This window comes from Bryobacter aggregatus MPL3 (assembly GCF_000702445.1).
GTDB classification, from domain to species: Bacteria; Acidobacteriota; Terriglobia; order Bryobacterales; family Bryobacteraceae; genus Bryobacter; species Bryobacter aggregatus.
This window is the reverse complement of record NZ_JNIF01000003.1, coordinates 2,140,916-2,164,022: the sequence shown is the minus strand read 5'-3', so window position 1 is coordinate 2,164,022 and position 23,107 is coordinate 2,140,916. Positions and strand designations below refer to the sequence as shown.

Sequence of the window (23,107 nt, the reverse complement as noted above, 5' to 3'; positions counted from 1 at the left end):
ACTAGAGCCCGAAGCCTGCGTCAATTCCGGCATCGGTACCCAGGGCAAGGCCAAGTTCGTCGCCAAACGCAGTGCCTGCGGCGTCATCCCCCGCAGTCAGCGTCACCGCCGGCAGGCGATCGAGGGACAGGTTCGCGGTCAGATATCGCATCTGGCGGCAGATTGCCCACGGGTATCCGATCCCGAAGGTGAAGACCGTAAGGAGGAGGTTCGTGATCTTAACAAGGGTCAACTCGCTCACCGAGATCGTCGAGCGGAAGGGCACGCTAGCGAAGCTGGTCCGAGCCCAGTAATACTCAGTTTGCTTGGCCGCATACCAGAAGCGCGCCAGACTCAGGGTGGGAAGGTAGAGAAGCAGGTGCAGGGCAAAAGGCCAGAACAGGTCTTTGCCTCGTCCGGAGAAGTCGAAGCGTTGCCCGGCAAACCAGATGTTCTCCACGACGTACCCGCGCAGATCAGCCAGAAAGTAGGGTAAGGCCAAACCCAGCGTAACAACCGTCATCAAGGCGCCAATCCAGAAACTGAGCGCAAGCTTCCACAGATTGCCACGATAGGAGAAGCGGCGGCCATTCCAGGAAGTGCGGCTCAGCCGGTAGCGCAATGCGCCATGAATGGCCAGCGGCATCAGCAAAAAGATCGTGCCGTAAAGGATAGCGGCGGCCAGGAGCGAACCCCGCTCGCCCATCGCAATGGCAGCCCAGCCCACTCCCGCATACAGCACAATGAGACCACCGAAAAACTTCAGCCAGCCAAGAAATAGTTCCTTCCCCGTGCCGTGATAGAAAAAAGGCTGTCCGGCAAATTGGACACTCCCCCACAGGTAGCTCCGAATTTCGGTCCGGCCCCAAAAGCTATAGATGCCCAGGGTCGGGATGCTGAACAGGATGAGCTGCACGTACAGCTTAAAAAGCTCCGCCCCATCCCCGGTAAACGCAAAGCGCGCCTCGGGCGACGGCGCTACTGGAGCCGTCTGGGCAGCGGGTCCCGAGCCAAAGAGATACCCGCACTGGCAACGGAGTGGTAGCGATTCATACTGTGTACCGCAATTCGGGCAGAATACCATCGCGCCCAGTCTAGCCTAGTCGTCGTCAGAAGAGGAGGTCACCTTCAACACCGCCAGGAACGCCTCTTGCGGAATCTCCACCCGGCCGACGCGCTTCATGCGCTTCTTGCCTTCCTTCTGCTTGTCGAGCAGTTTCCGTTTGCGGCTGATGTCGCCGCCGTAGCACTTGGCGATCACGTTCTTGCGAATCGCCGAAATGTTTTCGCGGGCAATCACCTTCGCGCCAATGGCCGCCTGTAAGGCAATCTCGAACATTTGCCGCGGAATCAGCTTGCGCAGGCGCTCGATCAGAACCCGTCCGCGCTCATAGGCAAAGTCCTTATGGACGATCATCGACAGCGCATCCACCACTTCGCCTGCCACCATCACATCCAGCTTCACCATCGGTGAGATGCGATGCCCGGACAAATGGTAGTCCAAAGACGCGTAACCGCGCGAACAGCTCTTCAGCCGGTCATAGAAGTCGAGCACTACTTCATTCAGTGGCAACTCATAAACCAGCATCACGCGCTTGTCGCCGATGAACTCAAACTTCTTCTGCTGGCCGCGCTTCTCTTCTACCAGCGCCAGGATCTCGCCGATATAGTCTTCGCGCGTGATGATGGTCGCGTCGATAATCGGCTCTTCGATGTGATCGATCTCGGTGGGGTCCGGGAAGTTCTGCGGATTCTCGACATGAATGACCTTGCCGTTCATCAGCGTGATCAGATAGCGCACACCCGGCGCCGTCGTGATCAGGTCAATATTGAATTCGCGCTCCAGACGCTCCTGCACGATTTCAAGATGCAGCAACCCGAGGAAGCCGCAACGGAATCCGAAGCCCAGCGCCGCCGAGCTTTCAGCCTCATAGGTGAGCGCACTATCGTTCAACCGCAGTTTTTCGAGCGCCTCGCGCAGGAGGTTGTGCTCGCTGCTCTCCACCGGGTAGAGGCCGGCAAACACCATCGGCTTGATTTCCATGAAGCCGGGCAGCGGCTCGACAGCCCGCCGCGCTTCTTCCATGATCGTGTCGCCGATCTGTGCATCAGCCACGGTCTTGATATTTCCAAAGAGAAAACCGACTTCGCCCGCGCTCAATTCCTCACAAGGAATCGGCTTGGGTGATTGGTAGCCGAGGCCATCCACTTCAAACACTTTGCCCGTCGCGTTCAGACGCACCTTCATGCCCTTGCGGACACGGCCATCGATAACACGCATCAGAATGATGACGCCGCGATAGGAGTCAAACCAGCTATCGAAAATCAGGGCGCGGAGCGGATCCTCCGGGTTGCCTTTGGGCGGCGGCACCTTATGGACAATGGCCTCGAGAATATCCTCAATGCCAATGCCGTTCTTGGCGCTAGCCATCACCGCATCGGAGGCGTCGAGCCCGATGACGGTCTCGATCTGTTCTTTGACCCGGTCTGGCTCGGCACTCGGCAGATCGATCTTATTGATCACCGGAATGATTTCGAGGTTCTGGCCCAAAGCCAGATAAGTATTGGCGAGTGTCTGGGCTTCGACACCTTGCGACGCATCGACAATCAGCAAAGCGCCTTCGCACGCTTGTAAGCTACGAGACACCTCGTAACTAAAATCGACGTGCCCGGGCGTGTCAATCAGATTGAGCTGATACTCGTGGCCATCTTTGGCGAGATAGTTCAAGCGCACTGCGTGAGCTTTGATGGTGATTCCACGTTCCCGCTCGAGGTCCATCGAGTCGAGAACTTGGGCCATCATCTCCCGCTGACTCAAGGCGCCTGTCACTTCCAGCAGACGGTCAGCTAGTGTGGATTTGCCATGGTCAATGTGCGCAATGATCGAGAAGTTCCGAATAAATGCTGGATCCATGCGCTAAACTGAGGTTACCCCGTTAGTATCCCATATGTCCTCTTTTCACCCCAATGAAATCAAGGTGCGCGAAGGTCTTGGCACCGCTCGAGGACTTCGTGTCGCAATCGTGGTCAGCCGTTTTAATAGCCTCGTGACCGATCGTCTGCTCGACGGCGCCCTTGGAGCACTCGCCCGCGCCGGAGCGGAAGCCAAAGATGTCGAAGTCATCAAAGTCCCTGGTGCCTGGGAAATGCCCGTTGTCGTGGGGGAACTGGCAAGACTAGGGAAAACGGACGCTGTTGTTTGTCTCGGTTGTGTTGTGCGTGGCGATACGCCGCACTTTGACTATGTCGCTGGCGAAAATGCCAAAGGGATTGGAGCAGTCGCAAAAGAAAGCGGCATGCCGGTGGCCAATGGCGTGCTCACCACCAACACCATGGAACAGGCTCTCGACCGGGCAGGCGGCAAAATGGGGAACAAAGGCGCAGATGCCGCAATGGGTGCCATCGAGATGGCAAACCTGTTGCGCGAAATCAAAAGCGCGAAGGGTGTATAAGATTCATGGCTAGCCGGAGGAAATCGCGCGAACGAGCGCTACAGGTGCTCTATGTGTGCGACTTGCGCAAGCAAGACCCCGACGCCGCAATCGAAGCTTACTATCAAACGCTCCACAGTGAGGACGACGATTTTTCGCGTCTGCTGCGAGACCGTTTCATGGAAGAGCTCGTACGTGGTGCGATTGCAAAGAAAGATATTCTCGACGAGCAGATTGGCAAGGCCAGTGAACACTGGCGGCTCGATCGCATGCCTTCCGTCGACCGGAACATTCTGCGGCTTGCCGCCTTTGAACTCTACGAGGGCAAGCTGCCCTACGCAGTGATCATCGACGAGGCCCTCGAACTGGCCCGCCGCTACAGTGGCGACGAGAGCGTAAAGTTCGTCAACGGCGTGCTCGATTCCATCAAGGCCAGCAGCGAAAAGCCTGCGGCGAAGACTTCACTTACCAATACAAAAAGTTGAGAAGATCCGGTTCAGGATGTCGTCGGCAGTGGTAGCGCCGCTGACGCCATCCATCGAGCGCAGCGCAGCGTAGAGATCGAGCAATAACATCTCATGTGGGATGTGATTTTCAATCGCCACCCGCGCGCGGTCCAGATCGATGAGGCAATCGCTCAGCAGATTCTTCTGGCGCAGGCTGGTCAAAAATCCATCCCCGGCTTCGAGCGTGCCTTCTGGCGAGATCGCCGTGACAATGGCGTGGCGCAACACCTCGAGCCCTTCTCCACTCTGCGCCGAGACACGAATCGCATCTGCCGGAATCTCTTGCGCCGTAAGATCGCATTTGTTCGCCACCAGCAGATGGGTTGTCAGCGGGCGAAGGCGCTGATCTTCTTCAGTCCAGCCCACGCTGGCATCAAACACCAGCACCGTCAGATCCGCATCGGCACTCGCCTGATGGCTGCGCTCAATCCCCAGGCTTTCCACCGGGTCACTCGACTCCCGAATCCCCGCCGTATCGATCAAACGAACCGGAATTCCGGCAATCGCCGCAGATTCGCTCACCGTATCGCGCGTGGTGCCCGGAATATCGGTCACGATCGCGCGGTCCTGCTCTAAGAGGGCATTGAATAAGCTCGACTTGCCGACATTCGGCCGGCCGATGATGGCAAGCGAAAAGCCCTCGTGGACTATGCGTCCAAAGGCGAAGCTTGATTCCAGGCGCGCAATTCCGGCCCGGATCGGCGCCAGGCGCGCCAGGAGTTCCGAATCGGGAGCCACCGAGATATCGTCTTCGGCAAAATCAATTCCGGCTTCGAGCAACGAGATCAGGTCGATAAACTGCTTCTTTAGCGGCGCCATACGACGGCTCAAAGAGCCGCCCAATTGTTGGGCCGCAACCTTGGCTTGGTAGAGCGTGGTCGATTCGATCAGGTCGCGAATCGCTTCGGCCTGTGGCAGATCAATCCGGCCGCGAAGATACGCACGCAGGGTGAATTCGCCCGGCTCGGCCAATCGCGCCCCCAGACGGGTGGCCCGCTCAACACAATGACGCAAGATAACAGGCGAGCCATGGCAGGAAATCTCCACCACATCTTCCGCAGTAAAACTGCGCGGGCGTTGGAACCAGGTGACCACCACCTCATCAATGCGTTCCCCGGCATCATCGAGCAGATAGGTGAGAGAGGCGAAGCGCGGCTCGAAGCTTTCCAAAGGTGCCACTAAGCGGCGCGCCACAGCAACAGCATCGTCGCCCGAGATGCGCACCACGCCAATCCCTCCACGGCCCGGAGGGGTGGAGATGGCAACGATCGTATCTTTGAGGTTCAAGAGAAGCGGATGCTAGCGGTTGCCGTTCGGCTCGCCACCAGAATTGCCACTGCTGGGAGGTCCTTCGCGGCGCGGTCCACGATATCCACCGCCGCTCGGACGAGGTCCACGATCTCCGGCTGGGCGTGGGGGGCGATCGCCAAAGGGACGTCCACCGCCGAATCCACCACCAGAAGGACGCGGTCCACGATCTCCGCCGGGGCGAGGAGGACGGTCGCCGAAAGGACGGCCACCACCACCGGAGCGGCCACCGAAGCCACCACCGCCGGGTCTGCCACCACGGCTATCGCGGCGTCCACGATCTCCACCCGGACCACGACGGTCGCGAGGTGGAGTTGCCGGCGCAGCCGGAGTAGGCATGCCCGCAGGGATAATCACCACTTGCCTGCCCCCGCCGACACCCACCGATTCGCTACGCACTTCGGTTTCAGGACGTAGGGTCATATGGATGATCCGGCGTTCACGGCTGGTCATCGGAGCAAAGAAAAACGGCTGCAGGCTCTGCTTCACACGCTCAGCGGCGGTCTGCGCCGAGAGCCGCAGTTCCTCAATGCGCAGCAGGCGATAATCATTCGCGTCAAAGACGATCAGCGAATGATCCTCATGGGGCAGCCGAAGCATCTCCATGGTCAAATGTTCCAGGGCGAGCAATAACTCCGCCTTGTTCTGGAGCAGAAGCTCAGTCTCGGGCCCACTGAACTTAACAACGATATCCGGGTTTTCGATTTCCGGGTAGGTGGATGCACCTTCCTGGAATTCGTAGTCGATGTCGATGTCGATGCCATCGAGCAGCAGGTCGAGAAAATCGCCGATTTTGTCTTCGTATTGTTCGATTGGGTATTTACGAGTCATGAGTTCCGCACCGCCCGGTTCCTGGCTAGATCACTTCTTCTTCTTTACAGTGACGACCGCTTGCGAGGGCGGCGTTACTGGACCCGGTTTGACTTTGCTAAAGACATATTGCTGAAGCATGGCAAACACGTTGCCAGTGAGCCAGTATAACACCAGTCCAGAGGACGCCCCGTAGAACATAAAGGCGAACATCAGCGGCATGAACAGCATGATTTTCTGCTGCTGCGGGTCCATTCCAGACGATGGCGTCATCTTCTGTAGAAGAAATTGTGTCGCCACCATCAATACCGGAAGGATGCGAATCGGCAGATTTTCCGGCTGCGAAAGATCCGTCACCCAGAACCACTGCGCCTGACGCATTTCAATGGCGACACTCAAAACGGAGTAGAAGCCAATCAGGAAGGGCATCTGCAACATCAGCGGCAAACAACCTCCCGCCGGGTTGATGCCATGCTTCTTATAAAGCTCCATCACCTCTTCGTTCTTCTTGGCCGCCCGGGGGTCGGTCATCGAGATGCCCTTATACTTCTCGTTGATCCGTTGCAGTTCCGGCTGCACCAGTTGCGTCTTCTGCATCGACTTCATGCTCGAGAGCTTCAGTGGCAAGGTCAGCAGATTGATGATGATCGTAACGACAATGATCGACCAGCCATAGTTATGGATGAAATTCGTATTGACGTAATTCAGCGCGTAGAACAAAGGCTTGGCGACAATGCCGAACCAGGTGCCAAAGTCGACCATCTGTTCCAAACGAGGATCGACGGTCTTCAGGATGTCAAGATCCTTCGGCCCGATATAGAACGAGAGCTGGTTCTCGGCCGAACCACCCACCGCCATTCCAATATTCGGTTCTTCCTTCTGATCGGTCGACGAATAAGGAACAAAGGTGTCCGAGGTCGTTTGCAACTCCACCGGACCGCGCCCGCCGCGATTGATCGCCACGGCGGCAAAGAACTGATCCTGAATTCCCGCAAAGACAAAGTTGCCCGTGTCAGTCGACCAGCCGTTAGAAGCATCTTTGACTGTTTTCGTCTCGAGCTTGTTCACCGTCTTATCGAAGCGGACCGTGGTTCCCAGCGAATGCCCATTGAAGGCAAAATGGTCGCCAAAACCACCGCGCCAGGCGAGATCATGCGGCGTCGGAACTCCGTTCAAAATCAAGTCGGACTGTATATCCACCACGTACTTCGAGCGATCGAAGCGGAAGGACTTGTGCGCCCGGGTATTGCCGTTTGAGTAGTTGAAATCGATGCCCAGCCCATCTGCGGCCGGTGAGGCAGCAAACAGATACCAGTTCAGATTCGGGTTCATCTCGCGGCCATTCAATTGAATGGAGAAGGGGTTGCCCGCTTTGGCGCGCGCCGGCCCATGAACGAGTTCGAGCGGTTGGCCCTTGGAATCCTTGTATTTCTTGAGGATCCAGGACGTCACCACGCCACCCTTGTTCGAGAACTCGACCTTGTAGAGATCGGTTTCAATCCGGTAGCTTTCTTCTTTTGTTCCAGCGACAGCGCTTCCGGGCGGTTGGGCGGCGACAGCCGCATTCGCGGGCTGGGGAGCCGGCGCTGCGGGGGGAGCGGCCTGCTGGGTCACCTCCTTTTTCGCCGGGGTGGGCGGAGCCTGTGGCATGAAGTATTGCGTACCGAAGATCACAACACCCATCAGCAGAAAGGCGATGAGCAGATTTTTTTCCATGCCAGGCCCTTGTTCAGGGGAGCCTGGGAGCTTGAGTTCTTGAGCCATTGCGAGTGTTAGAAAATTCCAGAAGAGTATTAAGGGACAGGGTCAAAGCCACCCGCATGAAACGGATGGCACTTTAAAATTCGAGTGGTAGCGAGGAGTAGCCCCCGCCAGGAACCATGACGTTCGATCGCCTCCATGGCATAGACCGAGCAGGTGGGATGAAAACGGCAGGCAGATGGGAGCAAAGGAGAGAGCCAGCGCTTGTAGAGCTTCAAGAGGGCGATGAGGATGGGACGCACTGTTGTTCAAGACGCAGGAGCAGTTTCTCGACGTGTCGCTCAACTTCGGACCAAGGTGCGTCCAGAAGGGCCTTACGGGGGTTGAAAACAAGGTCCATACCCAGCGGGAAACGTTCTCTCTTTAGTCTCACACATTCACGCAAACGCCGTTTGATGCGGTTTCGCACCACCGCCTTGCCCAAGGCGCGCGGGCAGGTGAAACCAAAGCGTGCAGGGGCAGACGTGTCGGTCTTCCGGTAGAAGCAGGCAAAGATGGGGCAGGAATGCTTCACGCCTCCGTCATAAGTTTGTCGAAACTCGGAGGGGCGAAGCAGTCGGACGGATTTGGGATAGTCCGGCATGGGGGCAATGAAAAACCGGAAGTAGCAGTTGTGCTACCTCCGGCAATTTTTGTAAATCCGAAAGTGAATGACCGAGGCTTAAACCGAGTGGGCTTGGCGTACCGGACGCTCGTCCGAAACGGTCAACTTCCAACGGCCACGGGCGCGGCGTCTGGCAAGGACGTCACGGCCGTCCTTTGATTTCATGCGTTTGCGAAAACCGTGCGTCTTAGCGCGCTTCCGGTTGTTCGGCTGAAATGTTCTTTTGGGCATTGAAGACTAAATCCTTCGGCGGGCAGCATTCTGCTTACGCGCAACTTTCCTAATATACCAATCTCGACAGGGCGTTGTCCACAGCATACGATGGTTGTCGAATATGGCACAGACTTTCGAGACACAGATCAAAGGCCCGGGCATCTTCCTTGCCCAATTCATGGGAGACGAAGCTCCTTACAATACGCTCCCGAACATCACCGCCTGGGTGAAGGGACTGGGTTACAAAGGAATCCAGGTTCCGGCCTGGGACCTCCGGCTTCTCGACCTCAAGAAGGCCGCTGAGTCCAAGACCTATTGCGATGAAATCAAAGGCCAGACCAACGGCCTCGAGATTGCCGAACTCGCCTCCCACATCCTCGGCCAATTGGTTGCCTCGCACCCAGCCTATGACGAGCTCTATGACGCCTTCGCCGCGCCCGAAGTGCGCGGCAACCCCAAGGCTCGCAGCGAGTGGGCGATTGAGCAGTTGAAGTATGTCATCCGGGCCACCCAGAACATGGGGCTCACCGTCACCCCATCCTTTACCGGCGCCCTGCTCTGGCCCTACATGTACCCCTGGCCGCAGCGTCCCGCCGGCTTTGTCGAAGAAGGCTTCAAGGAACTCGCCAAGCGCTGGCTGCCGATCCTGAACTTCGCCGACGAGCATGGTGTCGATTTCGCCTATGAACTACACCCCGGCGAAGACGTCTACGATGGCGCCAGCTTTGAGATGTTCCTCGAGGCCACCGGCAATCATCCCCGCGTCAACATCAACTACGACCCGTCGCACTTCATCCTGCAGTGCATGGACTATGTCGGCTTCATCGACGTCTACGCTTCGCGCATCAAGGCTTTCCACGTCAAGGACGCTGAGTTCCGTCCGAGCGCGAAGGCTGGCGTTTACGGCGGCTATCTCGGCTGGACCGAGCGTCCCGGGCGTTTCCGCTCCTTGGGCGACGGACAAGTCGACTTCAAGCAGGTCTTCTCACGCATGACCGCGGCCGGCTACAAGGGCTGGGCCGTTCTCGAATGGGAATGCTGCTTCAAGGACAGTGTCCAGGGCGCAGCAGAAGGCGCTCCGTTCATCGCATCGCACCTGATCAGCACGCCAACCAAAGCCTTCGACGACTTTGCCGGCGCAGCAACAGACGCAGCGCGCAACCGGCGCATTCTGGGGCTTTAAACACAATAAAAGCGCGTGTTAAACTCGCTTGCAGTTGTGGCGGCAAAGCCTCTGAAGAAAATTCAGTCGAAAAACGAGTCCTGGACGAGGGCTCAGGTGATCCGCCAGTTTGAGCTGGAAGCTCGGCAACTGGCCGCCTGGGAGCGCCAGGGACTTCTCGAAGCAAAAGAAGAATACGCGTTTGAGGACCTGCTGGAATTGCGGGTCCTCACCCGTTTGAAAGAACTGGGCGTAGGGCCCCGGAAGCTTCGCGAAGTATTTGAAAGCGTGCGGGCAAAACTCGTCCACGTCAAAAATCCCCTCACAGAACTGCGTGTCTTCGTCGAAGGCAAGCGTGTCAATGTCCAAACTGCAGGCAAGAAGATGGACGCGATGTCCGGACAATTGCTGCTCGACTTCGACCAGGCCGAACTGCGGAGGCTGCTCACCTTCCCCGGCAAACAGAAGGACGATGCGGAAAAAGCGCAGCGGACAATTGCCGACGCCGAGGCGTGGTTCCAGAAGGGCCTTGATCTTGAGCAGCGAGGCGCCGATAAGCGGGAAGCCATTGCCGCCTACGAGAAGGCCATCGCGCTAAATCCACAGTTGGCAGGCGCACTGGTCAACATCGGCACCATTTATTTCAATGCCCGCAAGTGGCGCGAGGCGGAGAAGTATTATCAGGATGCAATCAGTGCCGATGCCAGCTATGCGCTTGGGCACTTCAATCTGGCGAATCTGCACGAGGAGTTGGGGCGTACCTCGCTCGCGATCCAACACTACAAGAAGGCGCTGGAACTCCACGAGGGCTACGCCGACGCGCACTACAATTTGGCTTTGCTCTTTCAAACCCGCGGCCGCGCGATGGAAGCCTTACGGCACTGGAAGCAGTATCTGAAGCTCGATCCAAGCAGCCACTGGGCCTCAATTGCGAAGCGCGAGATGACAAAATTGAAAGAAGTTGCACTCGTTCATGGACGTAAGGGTGCAGAACCCATTGCCTGAGGGCGGATCGATTTGCTATCCTTTCAGAGGAGCGGCGATGTTCGGCCGCTCATTATTGTGCGCCCGTAGCTCAGCTGGATAGAGCGTCTGGCTACGAACCAGAAGGCCGGGTGTTCGAATCACTCCGGGCGCACCATACAAATCCCTCCTTCGCTGATCTTCCCTCAGGCTTTTTCCAACCCCACATCTACTTTTCGCAGCTTGAAAAAAACTGTCGACAGAATGATCCACAACTGGACTTAGCGCAGAACGTCAGCAGCATCCCCTTACGGAGCACGCCGCACCAGACTGGCCTGTACCACCAGCATTCTCCGGGCGGCCTCCTGGGTCAGCGGCGGTGCAAACAGATAACCCTGCGCATAGCCACAGCCCAGATCGCGCAACGCTTCTGCCTGGGCGCGCGTTTCCACCCCTTCAGCAATCACTTGCAAGCCTAGACTTTGCGCCAACGAGATGATCGCCCGGACAATCTCATAGGCCGTATGATCCTGGCCCATCGTACAGATAAAGGATCGATCGATCTTGACCGTATCGAAGGGCAATCGATGCAGATAGCTCAACGACGAGTAGCCCGTGCCAAAGTCGTCAATCTTCAGCCCCACCCCAATGCGGCGCAGCTGTTCGACAATCGCCAGTGCCTGGTCCGGATCATCCACCAACACGCTTTCGGTGACCTCAAACTGCAGCGTCGCCGGGGGAATCTCCGTCTCTGCGAGAATCGTTCGGATCTCATCGATCAGATTCCGGTCCTGGAACTGGCGCACGCTGAGGTTGACGCTCACCTCCAGTTGCGGATCCTGCGGAAACTCCTGCTGCCATCTTCGAATCGTCGCGCAGGCCTCGCGCACCGTGCGCATCCCGATCGGCAAAATCAGCCCCGTCTCCTCGGCCAGCGGAATGAAGCAGGAGGGGGGGACAATGCCCTTGGCGGGATGGCGCCAGCGCAGCAACGCTTCAAAGCCAATGATCTTCTCCCCGTTCAGCGTCACTTTCGGCTGGTAATAGATCTCGAATTCCCAAACTTCGATCGCCCGCTTCAGATCGTTTTCAAACTCCATCCGTTCAATCACATTCGCCCGCATCGTGTGATCGAAGGAAACCACACGGTTGCCCCCGGCGGCTTTCGCCGAATGCATGGCAATCTCCGCATCGCGCCAGACTTCGGCATAGCTGCTGCGATCGCCTCGCAGAACGAAGCCAACGCTGGTCGACATCACCAATTGCTTACCATCGAGCCAGATACCACGGGAAAGACTCTGCCGTAGTTCCTCGGCAAAAGCAATTGCCGCCTGCTCATCGAATCCGCCGGCAATTGCCACCCCGAACTCATCGCCACTCAAGCGGGCCACCAACCCATCTCCATATTGTTCCTTGATCTCATCCAGGCGCTCGCCCGTCAGGCGCAGCAACTGGTCGCTCAACGATTGCCCAAGCGAATCCCGAATCAGTTCATAGCGGTCGATCCCCGCCAGAAACACGCACACCGGCGACTCCGTCGCCAGATGGCCCTGGAGCCAGTCTTCAAAATAGAAGCGATTGGCCATCCCGGTGATCGAATCGGTGGTCTTTGCCTGTGTGATGTCGGTATGGGAACCGATCACGCTCCCCGGCTGTCCGCTCTCGTCCAACTCCAAGCGCCCGCGCATCAGAACCCAACGCCAGCTTCCTGTGCGGTGCCGCAGCCGGAACTCGAAAGTCAGATCTTCCGGCGCCGCAGACCAGTCCGTGTCGCTCAAGGATTCGCTGAGCCGCTGCAAATCGCTCGGATGCACCAGACCGAGCCAATCATCGAGCCCCGTCCCCATCTCGCGCGGATGAAAGCCAATGAGATCGCTGCAGGCAGAACTGAACTCAATGGTCCGCGTCGCAAGGTCGAGCCGCCAAAGATCCTGATTGGCTTTGGCATGCTGGAGTTGCGCCAGTTGCGCTACCGCATGATCCCGTTCGGTTTTCAAAGTCCAGCAGCGCCGCGCCCGGGAGAGCTCCTGGCGAATCTGCAACTCGCTCTGCTCCCAGTCCCAGGGCATCGAGAAAGTGGCGCTCACCCCACACTGCATCGCTTCAAGCAGTTCCTGGCGCTCCCAGGCCACACAGGCGACCACAATTGGAAGTTCCGTGTCGGGATGCCACCTCCGGATTCGTTGTACGGATTGGCAAGCCGCCCCCTCCCAGCCCAAACCCACCAGCACAATGAGCCCAACAGGAGTTCCCAGCTTCTCGCACTCGGAGAGAATCACCTGGGCCTCGCTTGCGTCTTCTGCGGTGAAAAGATAGTCCTGGATTCGTCTGAGCTGCGTCTGCCAAAGGGATCGCTGCTCACGATCAAATCCGATCAGTATCATCGGCGGGTCTGGAATGTCGAAAGGCGTTGCCGTGAGATAAAGCTTATTTAGGTCCGCACACATTCCTCACCCTCTCTTCACTCATCGGAGGGGAATCGCATTTTTTCAGTTTGGTTTCAATCCAGATCAGAATCGCGCCACAGAGATAATGTGAGGAATGCGGCTTTTGGCGATCTTCTGTTGCTTGCTCTTCCTGGCGGAAGCCCAGGACCCTGAACCGGGCGTATTCCGCGGCGGCGTCACACAGGTCCGAGTCGACGTGATGGTCAGCAACGCGAAGGGCGCGCTGACCAACCTCCGGGCGGAAGACTTCGTGATTGAAGACGAAGGTCAAACAATGGCGATCAACTACCTGGGCCGCGAGGATGAGGCACTGAACCTTCTCCTCCTGCTCGACGTCTCCGGCAGCATGCGCGACTACCTGGAGCAAATCGGCAGAAAGGCAAGAAGCCTGCTCCATGCCGTGCGGCCTGCCGACAAGGTTGGGGTGATGGGCTTTGCCAAGGAGTCTGACTACCTGATGGCCTTCACCAATAATATGGACCGGGCCGCCAACGCCATCGACCAGACGCTCCGCCCCGGGCTTCTCCCCGCAGGCACCTCGATCAACGCTGCGCTCATTGATGCCGCACAAGCCTTTCTCGATAACCCCAAGCTCAGCGGCCACCGGGCGATCTTCATCCTCACCGACAACAAGGCACTGAACTACCGCGTCTCTGACGATCAGACCCTCGAAAAACTCTTCGCCGCCGATGCCGTCTTAAATGCAATCGTCACCAAGAATGCGGAAGCGCCCAAGCCCTATAAAGACGCCTCCCAGCGCAATCCCGATTTCTCCTGGGCCGATGTGTTTAAGCTTTCTGCCGAAACCGGAGGCGAAGTCATCCGCACCGACCGGGCCGATGAAGCCTTCGGCAAACTGCTCGCCAATCTGCGCGAGCGTTACCTGCTCACCTACAACGCCCCGGCCGCCCCGGCCCGGCAGTTTCGGCGCATCCGCGTCACGTTGAGCAAAGAAGCGCAGAAGCGCTACGGCAAAGTCAGCATCCGGGCCCGCGCAGGCTACTACACTGGTGCGTGATGTCTGAAAACAATCTCGCGGCAGAGCTCGAACGCCGCCGCGCCAACGCTCGCCTCGGAGGCGGCCAGGATCGCATCGATCGCCAACATCGTGACGGCAAGCTGACGGCCCGCGAGCGCGTCGAATTTCTCCTCGACGAAGGCAGTTTCGAGGAGCTCGATCCCTTTGTCCGCCACCGTTCCACCGACTTCGGCATGGGCAGCCAAGTCTATGACGGCGACGGCTTTGTCACCGGCTGGGGCTACATCCACGGCCGCCTGGTCTATGTTTTCGGGCAGGATTTTACGGTGCTTGGCGGCTCGCTCTCTGAGACCAACGCGCAAAAAATCTGCAAGGTGATGGACCATGCGATGAAGAATGGCGCGCCACTGATCGGGCTGAACGATTCCGGCGGCGCGCGCATCCAGGAAGGCGTCATGTCGCTGGCCGGCTATGCCGACATCTTCCTGCGCAATACGCTCGCCTCGGGTGTGGTGCCGCAGATCTCGGCGATCCTCGGCCCCTGCGCTGGCGGCGCGGTCTACTCGCCCGCGCTCACCGATTTCATCTTCATGGTGGATGGCACCTCGCACATGTTTGTCACCGGCCCGGACGTCATCCGCACCGTCACCCACGAAGAGGTGACCAAGGAAGCACTGGGCGGTGGCCTCACGCACAATGCAACCTCCGGCGTCGCTCATTTTCTGGCCGCCAACGACAAGGAATGCCTGAAGCAGATCCGCCGCCTGCTTAGCTATCTGCCGCAGAACAATCGCGACGGGGTGCCGCGCGCCACAACCGACGACCCCATCGACCGTATGGACCCGCAACTCGACACCGTGATCCCCGCCGCGTCCAACCAGCCCTACGACATCAAGGACATCATCACCCGGGTGGTCGACGATGGCGACTTCTTTGAGGTGCACGAACACTTTGCCCGCAACATCGTCATCGGGTTTGCGCGCATGGACGGGCAATCGGTTGGCATTGTCGCCAATCAGCCCGCCGTGCTGGCCGGCTGTCTCGATATCGATTCAAGCGTCAAGGCCGCCCGCTTCGTCCGCTTCTGCGATGCCTTTGAGATTCCGATCCTCACCTTTGAGGACGTGCCCGGCTTCCTGCCCGGCACCGCCCAGGAGTTTGGCGGCATCATCCGCCATGGCGCGAAGTTACTCTATGCCTATGCCGAGGCAACGGTTCCCAAGATCACGATCATCACCCGCAAGGCTTATGGCGGCGCCTATTGCGTCATGGGGTCGAAACACCTGCGCACGGACGTGAATCTCGCCTATATCACCGCCGAAATCGCGGTGATGGGCGCTGAAGGCGCCGTCAATATCGTGTACCGGAACGAAATCTCAAGCGCGTCCAACCCGCAGGAGCGTCGAGACCAGAAAATCCAGGAGTTCAAAGAGAAATTTGCCAATCCTTTCGTTGCTGCCGAGAGGGGTTTTATTGATGACGTGATCCTGCCCCGGGAGACGCGTCCTCGGGTGATTCGCGCCTTGCGGATGCTCGAAAACAAGGTCGACCAGATGCCGCGCAAGAAGCACGGCAATATCCCTCTGTAGTATTCTCATTGAGGAACCACAATCGGAGCGCAACTCATGAAAAATCTCGTTCGGAACGCTATAAGCTTGAGCGCAACGCTCGCTTTGTTCCTCGGCCTAGCAGCCGCCCCCGCTTTTTCTCAGACTGGATCATTGGAAGGCAAAGTCATCGGTGCTGATGGCAAGCCAGTCGGCAAGGACGCAGCCCTCATCCGCATCGTCCGCACCGACATCAAGGGCAACTACCAAGTAAAGACCAACAAAAAAGGCGAATATTTCCACGCCGGCCTCCCGCTCGGCACCTACGATGTCACCTGCGAAGTCGATGGCAAGCCCGTCGACAGCATGAAGGGCGTTCGGATGCGCCTCGGTGATCCTCTCCCCATCAACTTTGACCTCTCCGTCATCGCCAAAAAGCAGGCCGACGCCCAGAAGGCTGTGGAAACCGGTGAAATCACCAAGGAAATGGCTCGTGACATGTCTCCGGAACAGAAGGCCGCTCTTGAGAAGCGCGCCAAAGAGCAGTCCGAGACGATGAAGAAGAACAAAGAGCTGAATGACGCCTTCAACGGCGGCATGGAAGCCATGAAGGCCAACAACTTCCAGGGTGCGGTCGATTCGCTCGAGAAGGCCGCCACCATGGACCAGAAGCAGCACGTGATCTACGGTCAGCTCGCCGAAGCCTACGCTGGCGTTGCCAAGTCCAAGACCGGCGCGGAAAAGGATGCCGCCAACTTGAAGTCGATTGAGAACTTCCAGAAGGCGATCGAACTGAAGCCCGATGACGCCTCCTACTACAACAACTATGGCCTCGCTCTTGCCCGTGGCGGCAAGTTTGCCGAAGCCCAGGAAGCCCTGAACAAGGCCGCTGCCCTCGACCCCGCCGGCGCCGGCCGTTACTACTACAATCTCGGCGCGCTGATGGTCAACGCCGGACAGAACGAAGCCGCTGGCGAAGTGTTCAAGAAGGCGATTGCAGCCGACCCGAACTACGCCGACGCCCACTACCAGTACGGCATCTACCTGACCGGAAAGGCCATCGTCGACAACAAGACCGGCAAGATGACCTTCCCCGAAGGCACGCGTGAAGCCTTTGAGAAGTACATGGAACTGAAGCCAGACGGGCAGTTCGCCGCCAGCGCCAAGGGCATGATCGAGACCATGGGTGGCACGGTACAGACGAACTACGTCAACCCGGACGCGAAGAAAACCGCGGCTCCTGCCAACAAGAAAAAGAAGAACTAGTTCTTCTCCCACCAACGAAAAGGGCGGCCTCCCGGGGCCGCCCTTTTCTATTTACTGCAACAACGGTAATAACACCGCATCGATCTCTTCATCGCGCCAGTGCTCGATGTGAACATCCCGGTGCAGGCTCCAGTTCTCGATCAATTCGACGCCCTGGCCCGGTTGTAGCTTCGTCATCGGACCAAAGGTTTCAAGCTCGAGGAAATCGGCATTCGTAAAGGCCTGGAAGCTGCAGAAGAACTCCGGATAGGTCTTGTCCGGCTCGGCGCGGTACTGCTTCAGGAACAGCTCATTGCGCAGCAGATACGCACCAAAGGTATGCGGGTTAAACAAGCCCACCTTCTGTGGCGCCGTTGCATTCGAGTCCTGGCGCAGCCCGAGGTATTTCGAGGTGAAGATCCAGCGCGGGTCGGAAAAATCGGTGTAGCCCCACATCACCAGCGGATTGGTGGGAGCGAGCATTTCAGGATGCGTGCCGCGAGGGGGATAGCCGGTGATGCCAATGCCACCCTGCGCCATCACGGTCGGCGCCCAGGGGGCAAACTCAACCGGCAGCAGATTGCGATTGATCACCCGGTGCACCACGCCCACCTTGCTGCCCGTCGGCGCCAGATGGATCTCCATGATCTTCTGCAGCCCGGTTTCTTTCTCGACCGGCTGTGTGGCGCGCACCCCATACTCGGTCACTTCCACCTGCACCGGAGCATTGTCCAGGCCATAGGTGTACTTCGCGTCTTCGGGACCAATCCACAAGCGGTGTCCGCCACGAATCTGCCAGCTGTCTTCGCCCGATTTGCCCATCTGATCGGCAAACTCTTTGAACAGGTTCTGGCTGCCGACAAAGCCGTAACGAATGATTCTCGGACCGATGTCGGAGGTGAGAATCAGCTCCACTTCACCGTTCGTAATCTTGTAGCAATTGGGCCAGCCGCCGTAGGAAACTTTCTCTACACTCATCAAGGCTTAGCTTATCGGAAATGGTCCCATCCTTTGGGAGGAATCGGTGATCCTGGTCGCCCTTTTCGCACAATTCCAATCTCGTGGAAGGGTTTTCCCAGGCGCTTCGGGCTGGCCACCAACAGCTCATAATCTTCGCCATGGTGCCAGGCATCCTCAAGCGTCGCTCCACGCCTCACGGGCGGCGGCGTAGTCAGCTCGCAAGTGACTCGAGAGGCGCGCAGCAGCCGGTCCAGATCCATCGACAGGCCATCGGTGATATCCATGCAGGCGCTCGCATCGCGACGCACACGCTCGGCCAGATCAAGGCGCGGCACCGGCTTCTTCTTCCAGGTGCCCAGCGGCCCGCTCACATACAGGTAGTCCCCGGGCCGGGCGCCGCTGCGCAAGACGGCCTTGCCGGCCGGCAGACTTCCGGCCACTACAATGTCGCAATGCACCCGATCGCTTTTGGACAAATCGCCGCCCGCAATCGTCACCTGGTACTTGCGCGCCAACCCAAACAAGCCCGCATAGAAGGGCTTCACGAAGGCAACTTCAGGAATCGCCAGCGAAACCAGCGCAAAGCGTGGCGTTGCACCCATCGCTGCAATGTCCGATAGCCCTCGGGCCAGCGCCTGATAGCCGGCGTCCTGTGGCGAATAGGCGGGTTGCGTAAAGTGCCGGCCCTCGATCAGAAAGTCGGTGGTAAACACCAGTTCTTCGCCGGCAGTGGGCCGGTACACGGCGCAATCGTCACCGATCCCCACCCGCACGCCGTTTCCGAAATTCGGAGCGCGCTTCTGGATCCAATCGATGACTTCGCGCTCGTTCATTCCTTGGGGGGAGCGATCACCAGCCCGCTCGGCAGCTCTTCTCCAAACACCCGGCCTTGCGCGGCCAAGTCGTCCTGGCCTTCGCCTTCGAGAATCGCCCGCAATTGGCTTTGTTTCGGATGATTCGCCCAGGCGCGCTCGATCAGATCGATCGTCGCCGGGGGGAGATCGCGGGCCGAATCGCCCGTTTTCCGTGCCAGAATCGCGATCGCTTCCGCCGCCTCGGGCAGGCTCAACACCTGATCGATCCAGCGGGCCACGGTGCTGGCGGGCACCACCAGATTGTTCGGTCCATAGAGCAGCTTGCGCGCGCCCAGGCGGCCCAGACACCACATATCGGTAGTCGAATAATCCTTCGCGCGGATGCGCTTCAACAGGTTGTTGCCCAGCTCTGTCTTGGTGCCCACCGGGAGCAGTTCGAGAGAACTCGCACAACGCCACATCTCGCGCTGCAGCGAGGGGTTCAGACGCTTGCCCTTGGCGCCCTTCGGGATCAGCGCGCCCGAGAGCCGCTGGTACAGGTCCTGCTGCTGGTTGCGATTCAAGCCACCGGCAATGCGGCCCGAGAAGATCCACCAATCGATCTCGTTCTGGATCTGGTTGGCAAAGACAAGGCCGCTGGAAAACACGCGCCGGGCCTGCTCAATGCGCAAGTCGTCGCCAGAGGCGCCAAAGCCGGGCCGCAGACACAAGCCCGTCAGATTCAGCCAACGCACCTCATGCGCCGGAGACGCCTTGCGGCCCTCGGCACACTCCAGAAACACGTCGGCCAGCTTGCGGATCGCCTGCAAGGGCCAGGAACTCCGCCCCAGGCTCAACACTTGTTCCAGGCGCTGCGGCAGTTCTTCAGGCAGAATCTCCGTCCCGGCAAAAGTACTGCGCACCAGAGCGCAAGCCTGCACCAGCGCCGCCTCAGGCACCGAGGCCTGCGGCCGGGCCACCATCGTTTGCGCGGTCTGCCGGCGCAGCTCAAACTGCAAGCGCCAGGAATGCTCGCTCAGCTTCGAATCGGCAAAGATCTCAAGCGTGCCCACTTCGGTCAGATGCGCCCGCAAGCGCACGGGGACATTGCGCTCGACATTCGGGTTGCCAAAGCGAATCACCGCATTCAGCGGCGCATGCAGATGGAAGCTCTCATCCACCTCAATGGCCTGCCCCGCCACATCTTCGGTGCGTGTCAGCGAACTGAACAAGCGGAAGCTCACCGGCTTATTGGCGAGCAATTGCAAGCCAGGAACATCGAGCTCGAGCGTCGAACCTTCTTCCGAACCACGAGGCACCAGGCACAGGCTCTGCTTCTCGCCGGTCCCGATGAAATAGGCGCGCGGCAAGCCGCCACGCACCAGCACGCCTTCGCCACCACCGCGTACATGCGAATAGTAAGCCGCGCCTTGGGCCACGGCGAGGTCCAGGTCCTGATTCTCAAAAACCAGCGGCGTATGGCCAAACCATTGCGAGACGACATCGCGCACGCGATCGCGCAGCATGTCGGGGATGAAGAAGCCGCCGTTGAACAGAATCGCGTCCGGCCGCACGCCGCCGCTCTCTTTGAGGAACTGCGCCAGATGCTTCGTAATCGCCGGGTCCGACACATAAGGCAAACCCAGCTCACGGAAGGCGCTCTTCTTATCGAGGTTCGGCGCCTCATCGAGCCCACAGACGGGCAAAAAGCCATCCAGCGCCAACTCGCGTGCCTCGTTGCGTGTGATCTCGGTGCGCAGCGTACCGCCAATCAGAGAACTGCCCGCGCCGAGCACGGTGATCTCCACCGACTCCGGGCCATCATTCGCCAGCAGACGCTCTTTCGCCGCCGCGCACTGGCGCCGCAAGGCGCTGCGCTGGCGCAGCGAAAGCTGCGTGTTCAACTTCGTTTCAACCAGCCAGCTCAAGGTCAGATCGAGGTTGTCGCCGCCCAACAGCAGATGCTTGCCCACGGCGCTACGCGTGAACTGCACATGGTCGCCACTGCGATTCACCTGGATCAGCGTAAAGTCTGAGGTGCCGCCGCCCACGTCGACAATCAGCACATTCATGCCATCGGTGAGATTCTTCTGCGATTGCGACAGATGCCTTGCGATCCAGGAGTAGAAGGCCGCGGCCGGCTCTTCGATCAGCGTCAGCTTGTCGAGCCCGGCAGCCCGCGCCGCCTGAACCGTCAGCTCTCGCGCTTCTTCATCGAAGCTCGCCGGAACAGTAAGCACCACATCCTGGTCGCTGATCGAGGTGCCGGTGGCGTCCTTCCAGGCCTGCGCAATGTGCGCCATGTACTTGGTGGAAGCCTCCACCGGCGAATAGATGCGCCCGGCCTCTTGCGCGTCCCAGGGCAGGATCTTCGCATTGCGATCCACCTCGGCATTGCTCAGCCAAGACTTCGCCGCATAGACGCTCTTGGTGGGCACCAGCGCGCCTTGTTCGCGCGCATAGACGCCGACATACTCTTGCTGGTCGAGATAGAGAAAGCTCGGCAAAGTGCGGCGCTTCTCTTCCCGGCCCTGCGCCACGTATTGCCGAATCTCGAGCACATGGATTGGAGTGAAGTCCGCTTCAGCCGCCTCGGCCGGGTCCACCCAGGCCAGCGCGCAATTCGTCGTTCCTAAGTCGATCCCGATCTTCATGCCTTGCGTTCCCGCACGTTAAACTCCAGCTTCCAGCGGTCGCCATTGGCAGCAACGCAATACAACTCCAACACCCCGGTCTCGGTCACCACCGATTCCAGCGTAACCGGCACCAGACCGCGCGCGGTGGTTGCCGTCGGCTCGAGCGTCAACTCCATCGCCGGAAGCTCGGTGAGCCCCTCGGGCATCGGGTCGAGCAAGAGTCCGGCATTGTCGTTCTGCCGTTCCGTCGAACTGAAGATGCGGAACTCCACAGGTTCGCCGACATAGAGGCCAAACTTGCGATTCGGGAAGCGATGCGCGCTGCCCTCTTCCATCCCAAACGGAACCACGGTGAGCACCTTCATCGGCGCGGGCACCCCGGGCACAGCCGGCATCGCGTCTTCGATTCCGACATAGTAGGTGCGACCCACGCCGCCCCGGATGCGGATCCCCTTGCCTTGCCGCGCCAGGCCATAATAGGCAGCCCCGCGCGCCACAGCCAGCATCAAATCCTCGCCGTCGAGAACCCGCACCGGCTTGGGCAACCAGGAATTCAAAGTCCGCAGGATGCGCTCGCGCACCAGGCCGGCCCGCAGCACGCCGCCGTTGAACAGCACATGCGTGGGCAGGGCTCCTGCCTGATGCAGGAAGTGAGCGAGATGCGCCGTCACGCGGGCATCGCTCGCATAAGGCAAAGCAAGCTCCTGCAAGGCAGCGCGGCGCGCGCGTTGCGGCTCTTCGTTCAAGCTGCAAGGCGGCAGAAAACCATCCACCAGAATCTGCTCAACTTCCGCCCGGGTCAGCATCGTCTTGATCGTGCCACCGATCAGGCTCGACCCACGGCCGAGGATCGTCACCGGGTGTTCGGTTGCCGTCGCGCCCGGCTCGAGCAGCGCTTCTTTCGCCGCGCGGCACTGCTGCCACAGGGCCTGCAATTGCTGCGTGTCGAGCTTGACATTCCTGGCCACCAGACTCGCTTCCACATGCCGGGCCAGCGCCAGATCCATATTGTCGCCGCCGAGCAGAATGTGGTCGCCCACCGCCACGCGCTCAAGGGTGAGATTGCCGCCTTCGTCCTTGACGTCAATGAGCGTGAAGTCTGTGGTACCGCCACCGATATCGATGATCAGAATGCGATCGCCCGGCCCGGTGATCTCGCGCCACTCGGGATGCTTGGCCAGCCAGGCATAGAAGGCCGCCTGCGGTTCTTCAAGCAACACGATGTTCTTGAGACCCGCCTCGCGGGCCGCCTTCTCAGTCAATTGCCGCGCCACCGCATCAAAGCTAGCCGGTACAGTAAGTACGACATCGTACTCGGCAAGCGGCGCATTGCCCGCATGCTTCCAGGCGGCGTTCAAATGCTGGAGATAAGCGCGCGAGGCAGACAGCGGGGAGATCTTCGAGACACCCTCAGGCGCCTGCACCGGCAGGAAGGCATCGGTGCGATCCACTCCCGAATAGCTCAGCCAAGACTTTGCGCTTGAGACCAGGCGTCCGGCATTCTCAGCGCCACGGCGCCGGGCGAGCGCGCCAACGAGCAAGCGCGGAGCAGGGTCCCAGGGCAAGGCGGTTGCGCCTTCGGCAAAGTCTTTTGGGCCGGGCAGATAAGTGAAGCTGGGCAGCAGTTCTTCCGAACGTACTTCTCCCGGCTGCACTACCTGCTCGACGGCAAAGGGATGAACGTCTTCGCCTTCACTGAAGGCAAGGGCACTGTTGGTAGTGCCAAGGTCGATTCCGACAGAGATACGATGTGTCGACAAGG

At 59.1% G+C, this 23,107-nt stretch carries 20 protein-coding genes and 1 tRNA gene; 8 read left to right on the top strand and 13 right to left on the bottom strand.

What is annotated here, in order from left to right:
* Position 1 precedes the first annotated feature (1 nt).
* Positions 2-1,063, bottom strand: coding sequence for a YjgN family protein (locus tag M017_RS0110225; protein WP_080507625.1), 1,062 nt, complete (start codon positions 1,061-1,063; stop codon positions 2-4).
* A 15-nt stretch (positions 1,064-1,078) separates the two neighbouring features.
* Positions 1,079-2,893, bottom strand: a complete 1,815-nt coding sequence (gene lepA, locus M017_RS0110220) for a translation elongation factor 4 (RefSeq protein ID WP_031497756.1) — start codon at positions 2,891-2,893, stop codon at positions 1,079-1,081.
* Between the two features lie 34 nt (positions 2,894-2,927).
* Between lepA and ribH the strand changes: the two genes are divergently transcribed.
* Positions 2,928-3,431 (top strand): 6,7-dimethyl-8-ribityllumazine synthase, encoded by a 504-nt coding sequence (ribH, locus tag M017_RS0110215; RefSeq protein ID WP_051669812.1) that lies wholly within the window; start codon positions 2,928-2,930, stop codon positions 3,429-3,431.
* 5 nt (positions 3,432-3,436) lie between these two features.
* Positions 3,437-3,895: a transcription antitermination factor NusB gene (nusB, locus tag M017_RS0110210; protein ID WP_031497754.1), complete on the top strand. Its 459-nt coding sequence runs from the start codon at positions 3,437-3,439 to the stop codon at positions 3,893-3,895.
* Here nusB and mnmE read toward each other — a convergent pair.
* From mnmE to rpmH, 6 genes are all read right to left on the bottom strand, one after another.
* Positions 3,872-5,203 carry a tRNA uridine-5-carboxymethylaminomethyl(34) synthesis GTPase MnmE gene (mnmE, locus tag M017_RS0110205; RefSeq protein WP_031497753.1) on the bottom strand — a complete coding sequence of 444 codons (1,332 nt, stop codon included), beginning with the start codon at positions 5,201-5,203 and terminating at the stop codon, positions 3,872-3,874. The genes nusB and mnmE overlap by 24 nt on opposite strands.
* Positions 5,204-5,215: 12 nt before the next feature.
* Positions 5,216-6,055 (bottom strand): R3H domain-containing nucleic acid-binding protein, encoded by an 840-nt coding sequence (locus M017_RS27590; protein WP_051669809.1) that lies wholly within the window; start codon positions 6,053-6,055, stop codon positions 5,216-5,218.
* A 30-nt stretch (positions 6,056-6,085) separates the two neighbouring features.
* Complete coding sequence (yidC, locus tag M017_RS27585) at positions 6,086-7,750, bottom strand: membrane protein insertase YidC (RefSeq protein WP_162179881.1); 1,665 nt, start codon at positions 7,748-7,750, stop codon at positions 6,086-6,088.
* Between the two features lie 77 nt (positions 7,751-7,827).
* Entirely contained in the window at positions 7,828-8,037 is a 210-nt protein-coding gene (yidD, locus tag M017_RS28640) for a membrane protein insertion efficiency factor YidD (protein ID WP_080507624.1), read from the bottom strand.
* Positions 8,010-8,378, bottom strand: coding sequence for a ribonuclease P protein component (gene rnpA, locus M017_RS30675; RefSeq protein WP_080507623.1), 369 nt, complete (start codon positions 8,376-8,378; stop codon positions 8,010-8,012). Before rnpA ends, yidD begins: the two co-directional genes overlap by 28 nt.
* Before the next feature lie 78 nt (positions 8,379-8,456).
* Positions 8,457-8,630: a 50S ribosomal protein L34 gene (rpmH, locus tag M017_RS28630; RefSeq protein ID WP_080507622.1), complete on the bottom strand. Its 174-nt coding sequence runs from the start codon at positions 8,628-8,630 to the stop codon at positions 8,457-8,459.
* 103 nt (positions 8,631-8,733) lie between these two features.
* On the opposite strand from rpmH, the gene M017_RS0110180 reads away from it, so the two are divergent.
* From M017_RS0110180 to M017_RS0110170, 3 genes are all read left to right on the top strand, one after another.
* The gene (locus tag M017_RS0110180) at positions 8,734-9,795 is read left to right on the top strand and encodes a sugar phosphate isomerase/epimerase family protein (protein WP_031497749.1); all 1,062 of its coding nucleotides are present in this window, start codon (positions 8,734-8,736) and stop codon (positions 9,793-9,795) included.
* 15 nt (positions 9,796-9,810) lie between these two features.
* Positions 9,811-10,779, top strand: coding sequence for a tetratricopeptide repeat protein (locus M017_RS0110175; protein WP_155121342.1), 969 nt, complete (start codon positions 9,811-9,813; stop codon positions 10,777-10,779).
* Positions 10,780-10,838: 59 nt separating this feature from the next.
* Positions 10,839-10,915: transfer RNA gene (locus tag M017_RS0110170), tRNA-Arg, on the top strand.
* 130 nt (positions 10,916-11,045) lie between these two features.
* Here the strand turns inward: M017_RS0110170 and M017_RS0110165 are convergent.
* Positions 11,046-13,184, bottom strand: coding sequence for a putative bifunctional diguanylate cyclase/phosphodiesterase (locus M017_RS0110165; protein ID WP_051669805.1), 2,139 nt, complete (start codon positions 13,182-13,184; stop codon positions 11,046-11,048).
* A 94-nt stretch (positions 13,185-13,278) separates the two neighbouring features.
* Between M017_RS0110165 and M017_RS0110160 the strand changes: the two genes are divergently transcribed.
* The 3 genes from M017_RS0110160 to M017_RS27580 are packed head-to-tail and all read left to right on the top strand — an operon-like array spanning position 13,279 to position 16,976.
* The gene (locus M017_RS0110160) at positions 13,279-14,202 is read left to right on the top strand and encodes a VWA domain-containing protein (protein WP_031497746.1); all 924 of its coding nucleotides are present in this window, start codon (positions 13,279-13,281) and stop codon (positions 14,200-14,202) included.
* Positions 14,202-15,752, top strand: coding sequence for an acyl-CoA carboxylase subunit beta (locus M017_RS0110155; RefSeq protein WP_031497745.1), 1,551 nt, complete (start codon positions 14,202-14,204; stop codon positions 15,750-15,752). The genes M017_RS0110160 and M017_RS0110155 overlap by 1 nt, the downstream gene beginning before the upstream one ends.
* A 36-nt stretch (positions 15,753-15,788) precedes the next feature.
* Complete coding sequence (locus M017_RS27580; RefSeq protein WP_080507621.1) at positions 15,789-16,976, top strand: tetratricopeptide repeat protein; 1,188 nt, start codon at positions 15,789-15,791, stop codon at positions 16,974-16,976.
* 51 nt (positions 16,977-17,027) lie between these two features.
* On the opposite strand, the gene M017_RS0110145 is transcribed toward M017_RS27580, so the two are convergent.
* Genes M017_RS0110145 through M017_RS0110130 form a run of 4 tightly spaced genes read right to left on the bottom strand, consistent with a single transcriptional unit; the run spans position 17,028 to position 23,105 of the window.
* The gene (locus M017_RS0110145) at positions 17,028-17,933 is read right to left on the bottom strand and encodes a hypothetical protein (RefSeq protein WP_031497743.1); all 906 of its coding nucleotides are present in this window, start codon (positions 17,931-17,933) and stop codon (positions 17,028-17,030) included.
* 11 nt (positions 17,934-17,944) lie between these two features.
* Positions 17,945-18,748: a thiamine-phosphate kinase gene (locus M017_RS26515; RefSeq protein WP_035957761.1), complete on the bottom strand. Its 804-nt coding sequence runs from the start codon at positions 18,746-18,748 to the stop codon at positions 17,945-17,947.
* Positions 18,745-21,363: a hsp70 family protein gene (locus tag M017_RS0110135; protein WP_031497741.1), complete on the bottom strand. Its 2,619-nt coding sequence runs from the start codon at positions 21,361-21,363 to the stop codon at positions 18,745-18,747. The genes M017_RS26515 and M017_RS0110135 overlap by 4 nt, the downstream gene beginning before the upstream one ends.
* A complete protein-coding gene (locus tag M017_RS0110130; RefSeq protein ID WP_031497740.1) occupies positions 21,360-23,105 on the bottom strand; it encodes an Hsp70 family protein in 1,746 nt (581 codons plus the stop codon). The genes M017_RS0110135 and M017_RS0110130 overlap by 4 nt, the downstream gene beginning before the upstream one ends.
* Between the last annotated feature and the right edge of the window lie 2 nt (positions 23,106-23,107).

What these genes read in the sequence shown, in the direction of transcription:
- M017_RS0110225 (WP_080507625.1), bottom strand. Translation starts at nt 1,063, where the DNA reads ATGGTATTCTGCCCGAATTGCGGTACACAGTATGAATCGCTACCACTC.
- lepA (WP_031497756.1), bottom strand. Translation starts at nt 2,893, where the DNA reads ATGGATCCAGCATTTATTCGGAACTTCTCGATCATTGCGCACATTGAC.
- ribH (WP_051669812.1), top strand. Translation starts at nt 2,928, where the DNA reads ATGTCCTCTTTTCACCCCAATGAAATCAAGGTGCGCGAAGGTCTTGGC.
- nusB (WP_031497754.1), top strand. Translation starts at nt 3,437, where the DNA reads ATGGCTAGCCGGAGGAAATCGCGCGAACGAGCGCTACAGGTGCTCTAT.
- M017_RS27590 (WP_051669809.1), bottom strand. Translation starts at nt 6,055, where the DNA reads ATGACTCGTAAATACCCAATCGAACAATACGAAGACAAAATCGGCGAT.
- yidC (WP_162179881.1), bottom strand. Translation starts at nt 7,750, where the DNA reads ATGGAAAAAAATCTGCTCATCGCCTTTCTGCTGATGGGTGTTGTGATC.
- rnpA (WP_080507623.1), bottom strand. Translation starts at nt 8,378, where the DNA reads ATGCCGGACTATCCCAAATCCGTCCGACTGCTTCGCCCCTCCGAGTTT.
- rpmH (WP_080507622.1), bottom strand. Translation starts at nt 8,630, where the DNA reads ATGCCCAAAAGAACATTTCAGCCGAACAACCGGAAGCGCGCTAAGACG.
- M017_RS0110180 (WP_031497749.1), top strand. Translation starts at nt 8,734, where the DNA reads ATGGCACAGACTTTCGAGACACAGATCAAAGGCCCGGGCATCTTCCTT.
- M017_RS0110165 (WP_051669805.1), bottom strand. Translation starts at nt 13,184, where the DNA reads ATGTGTGCGGACCTAAATAAGCTTTATCTCACGGCAACGCCTTTCGAC.
- M017_RS0110160 (WP_031497746.1), top strand. Translation starts at nt 13,279, where the DNA reads ATGCGGCTTTTGGCGATCTTCTGTTGCTTGCTCTTCCTGGCGGAAGCC.
- M017_RS0110155 (WP_031497745.1), top strand. Translation starts at nt 14,202, where the DNA reads ATGTCTGAAAACAATCTCGCGGCAGAGCTCGAACGCCGCCGCGCCAAC.
- M017_RS27580 (WP_080507621.1), top strand. Translation starts at nt 15,789, where the DNA reads ATGAAAAATCTCGTTCGGAACGCTATAAGCTTGAGCGCAACGCTCGCT.
- M017_RS0110145 (WP_031497743.1), bottom strand. Translation starts at nt 17,933, where the DNA reads ATGAGTGTAGAGAAAGTTTCCTACGGCGGCTGGCCCAATTGCTACAAG.
- M017_RS26515 (WP_035957761.1), bottom strand. Translation starts at nt 18,748, where the DNA reads ATGAACGAGCGCGAAGTCATCGATTGGATCCAGAAGCGCGCTCCGAAT.
- M017_RS0110135 (WP_031497741.1), bottom strand. Translation starts at nt 21,363, where the DNA reads ATGAAGATCGGGATCGACTTAGGAACGACGAATTGCGCGCTGGCCTGG.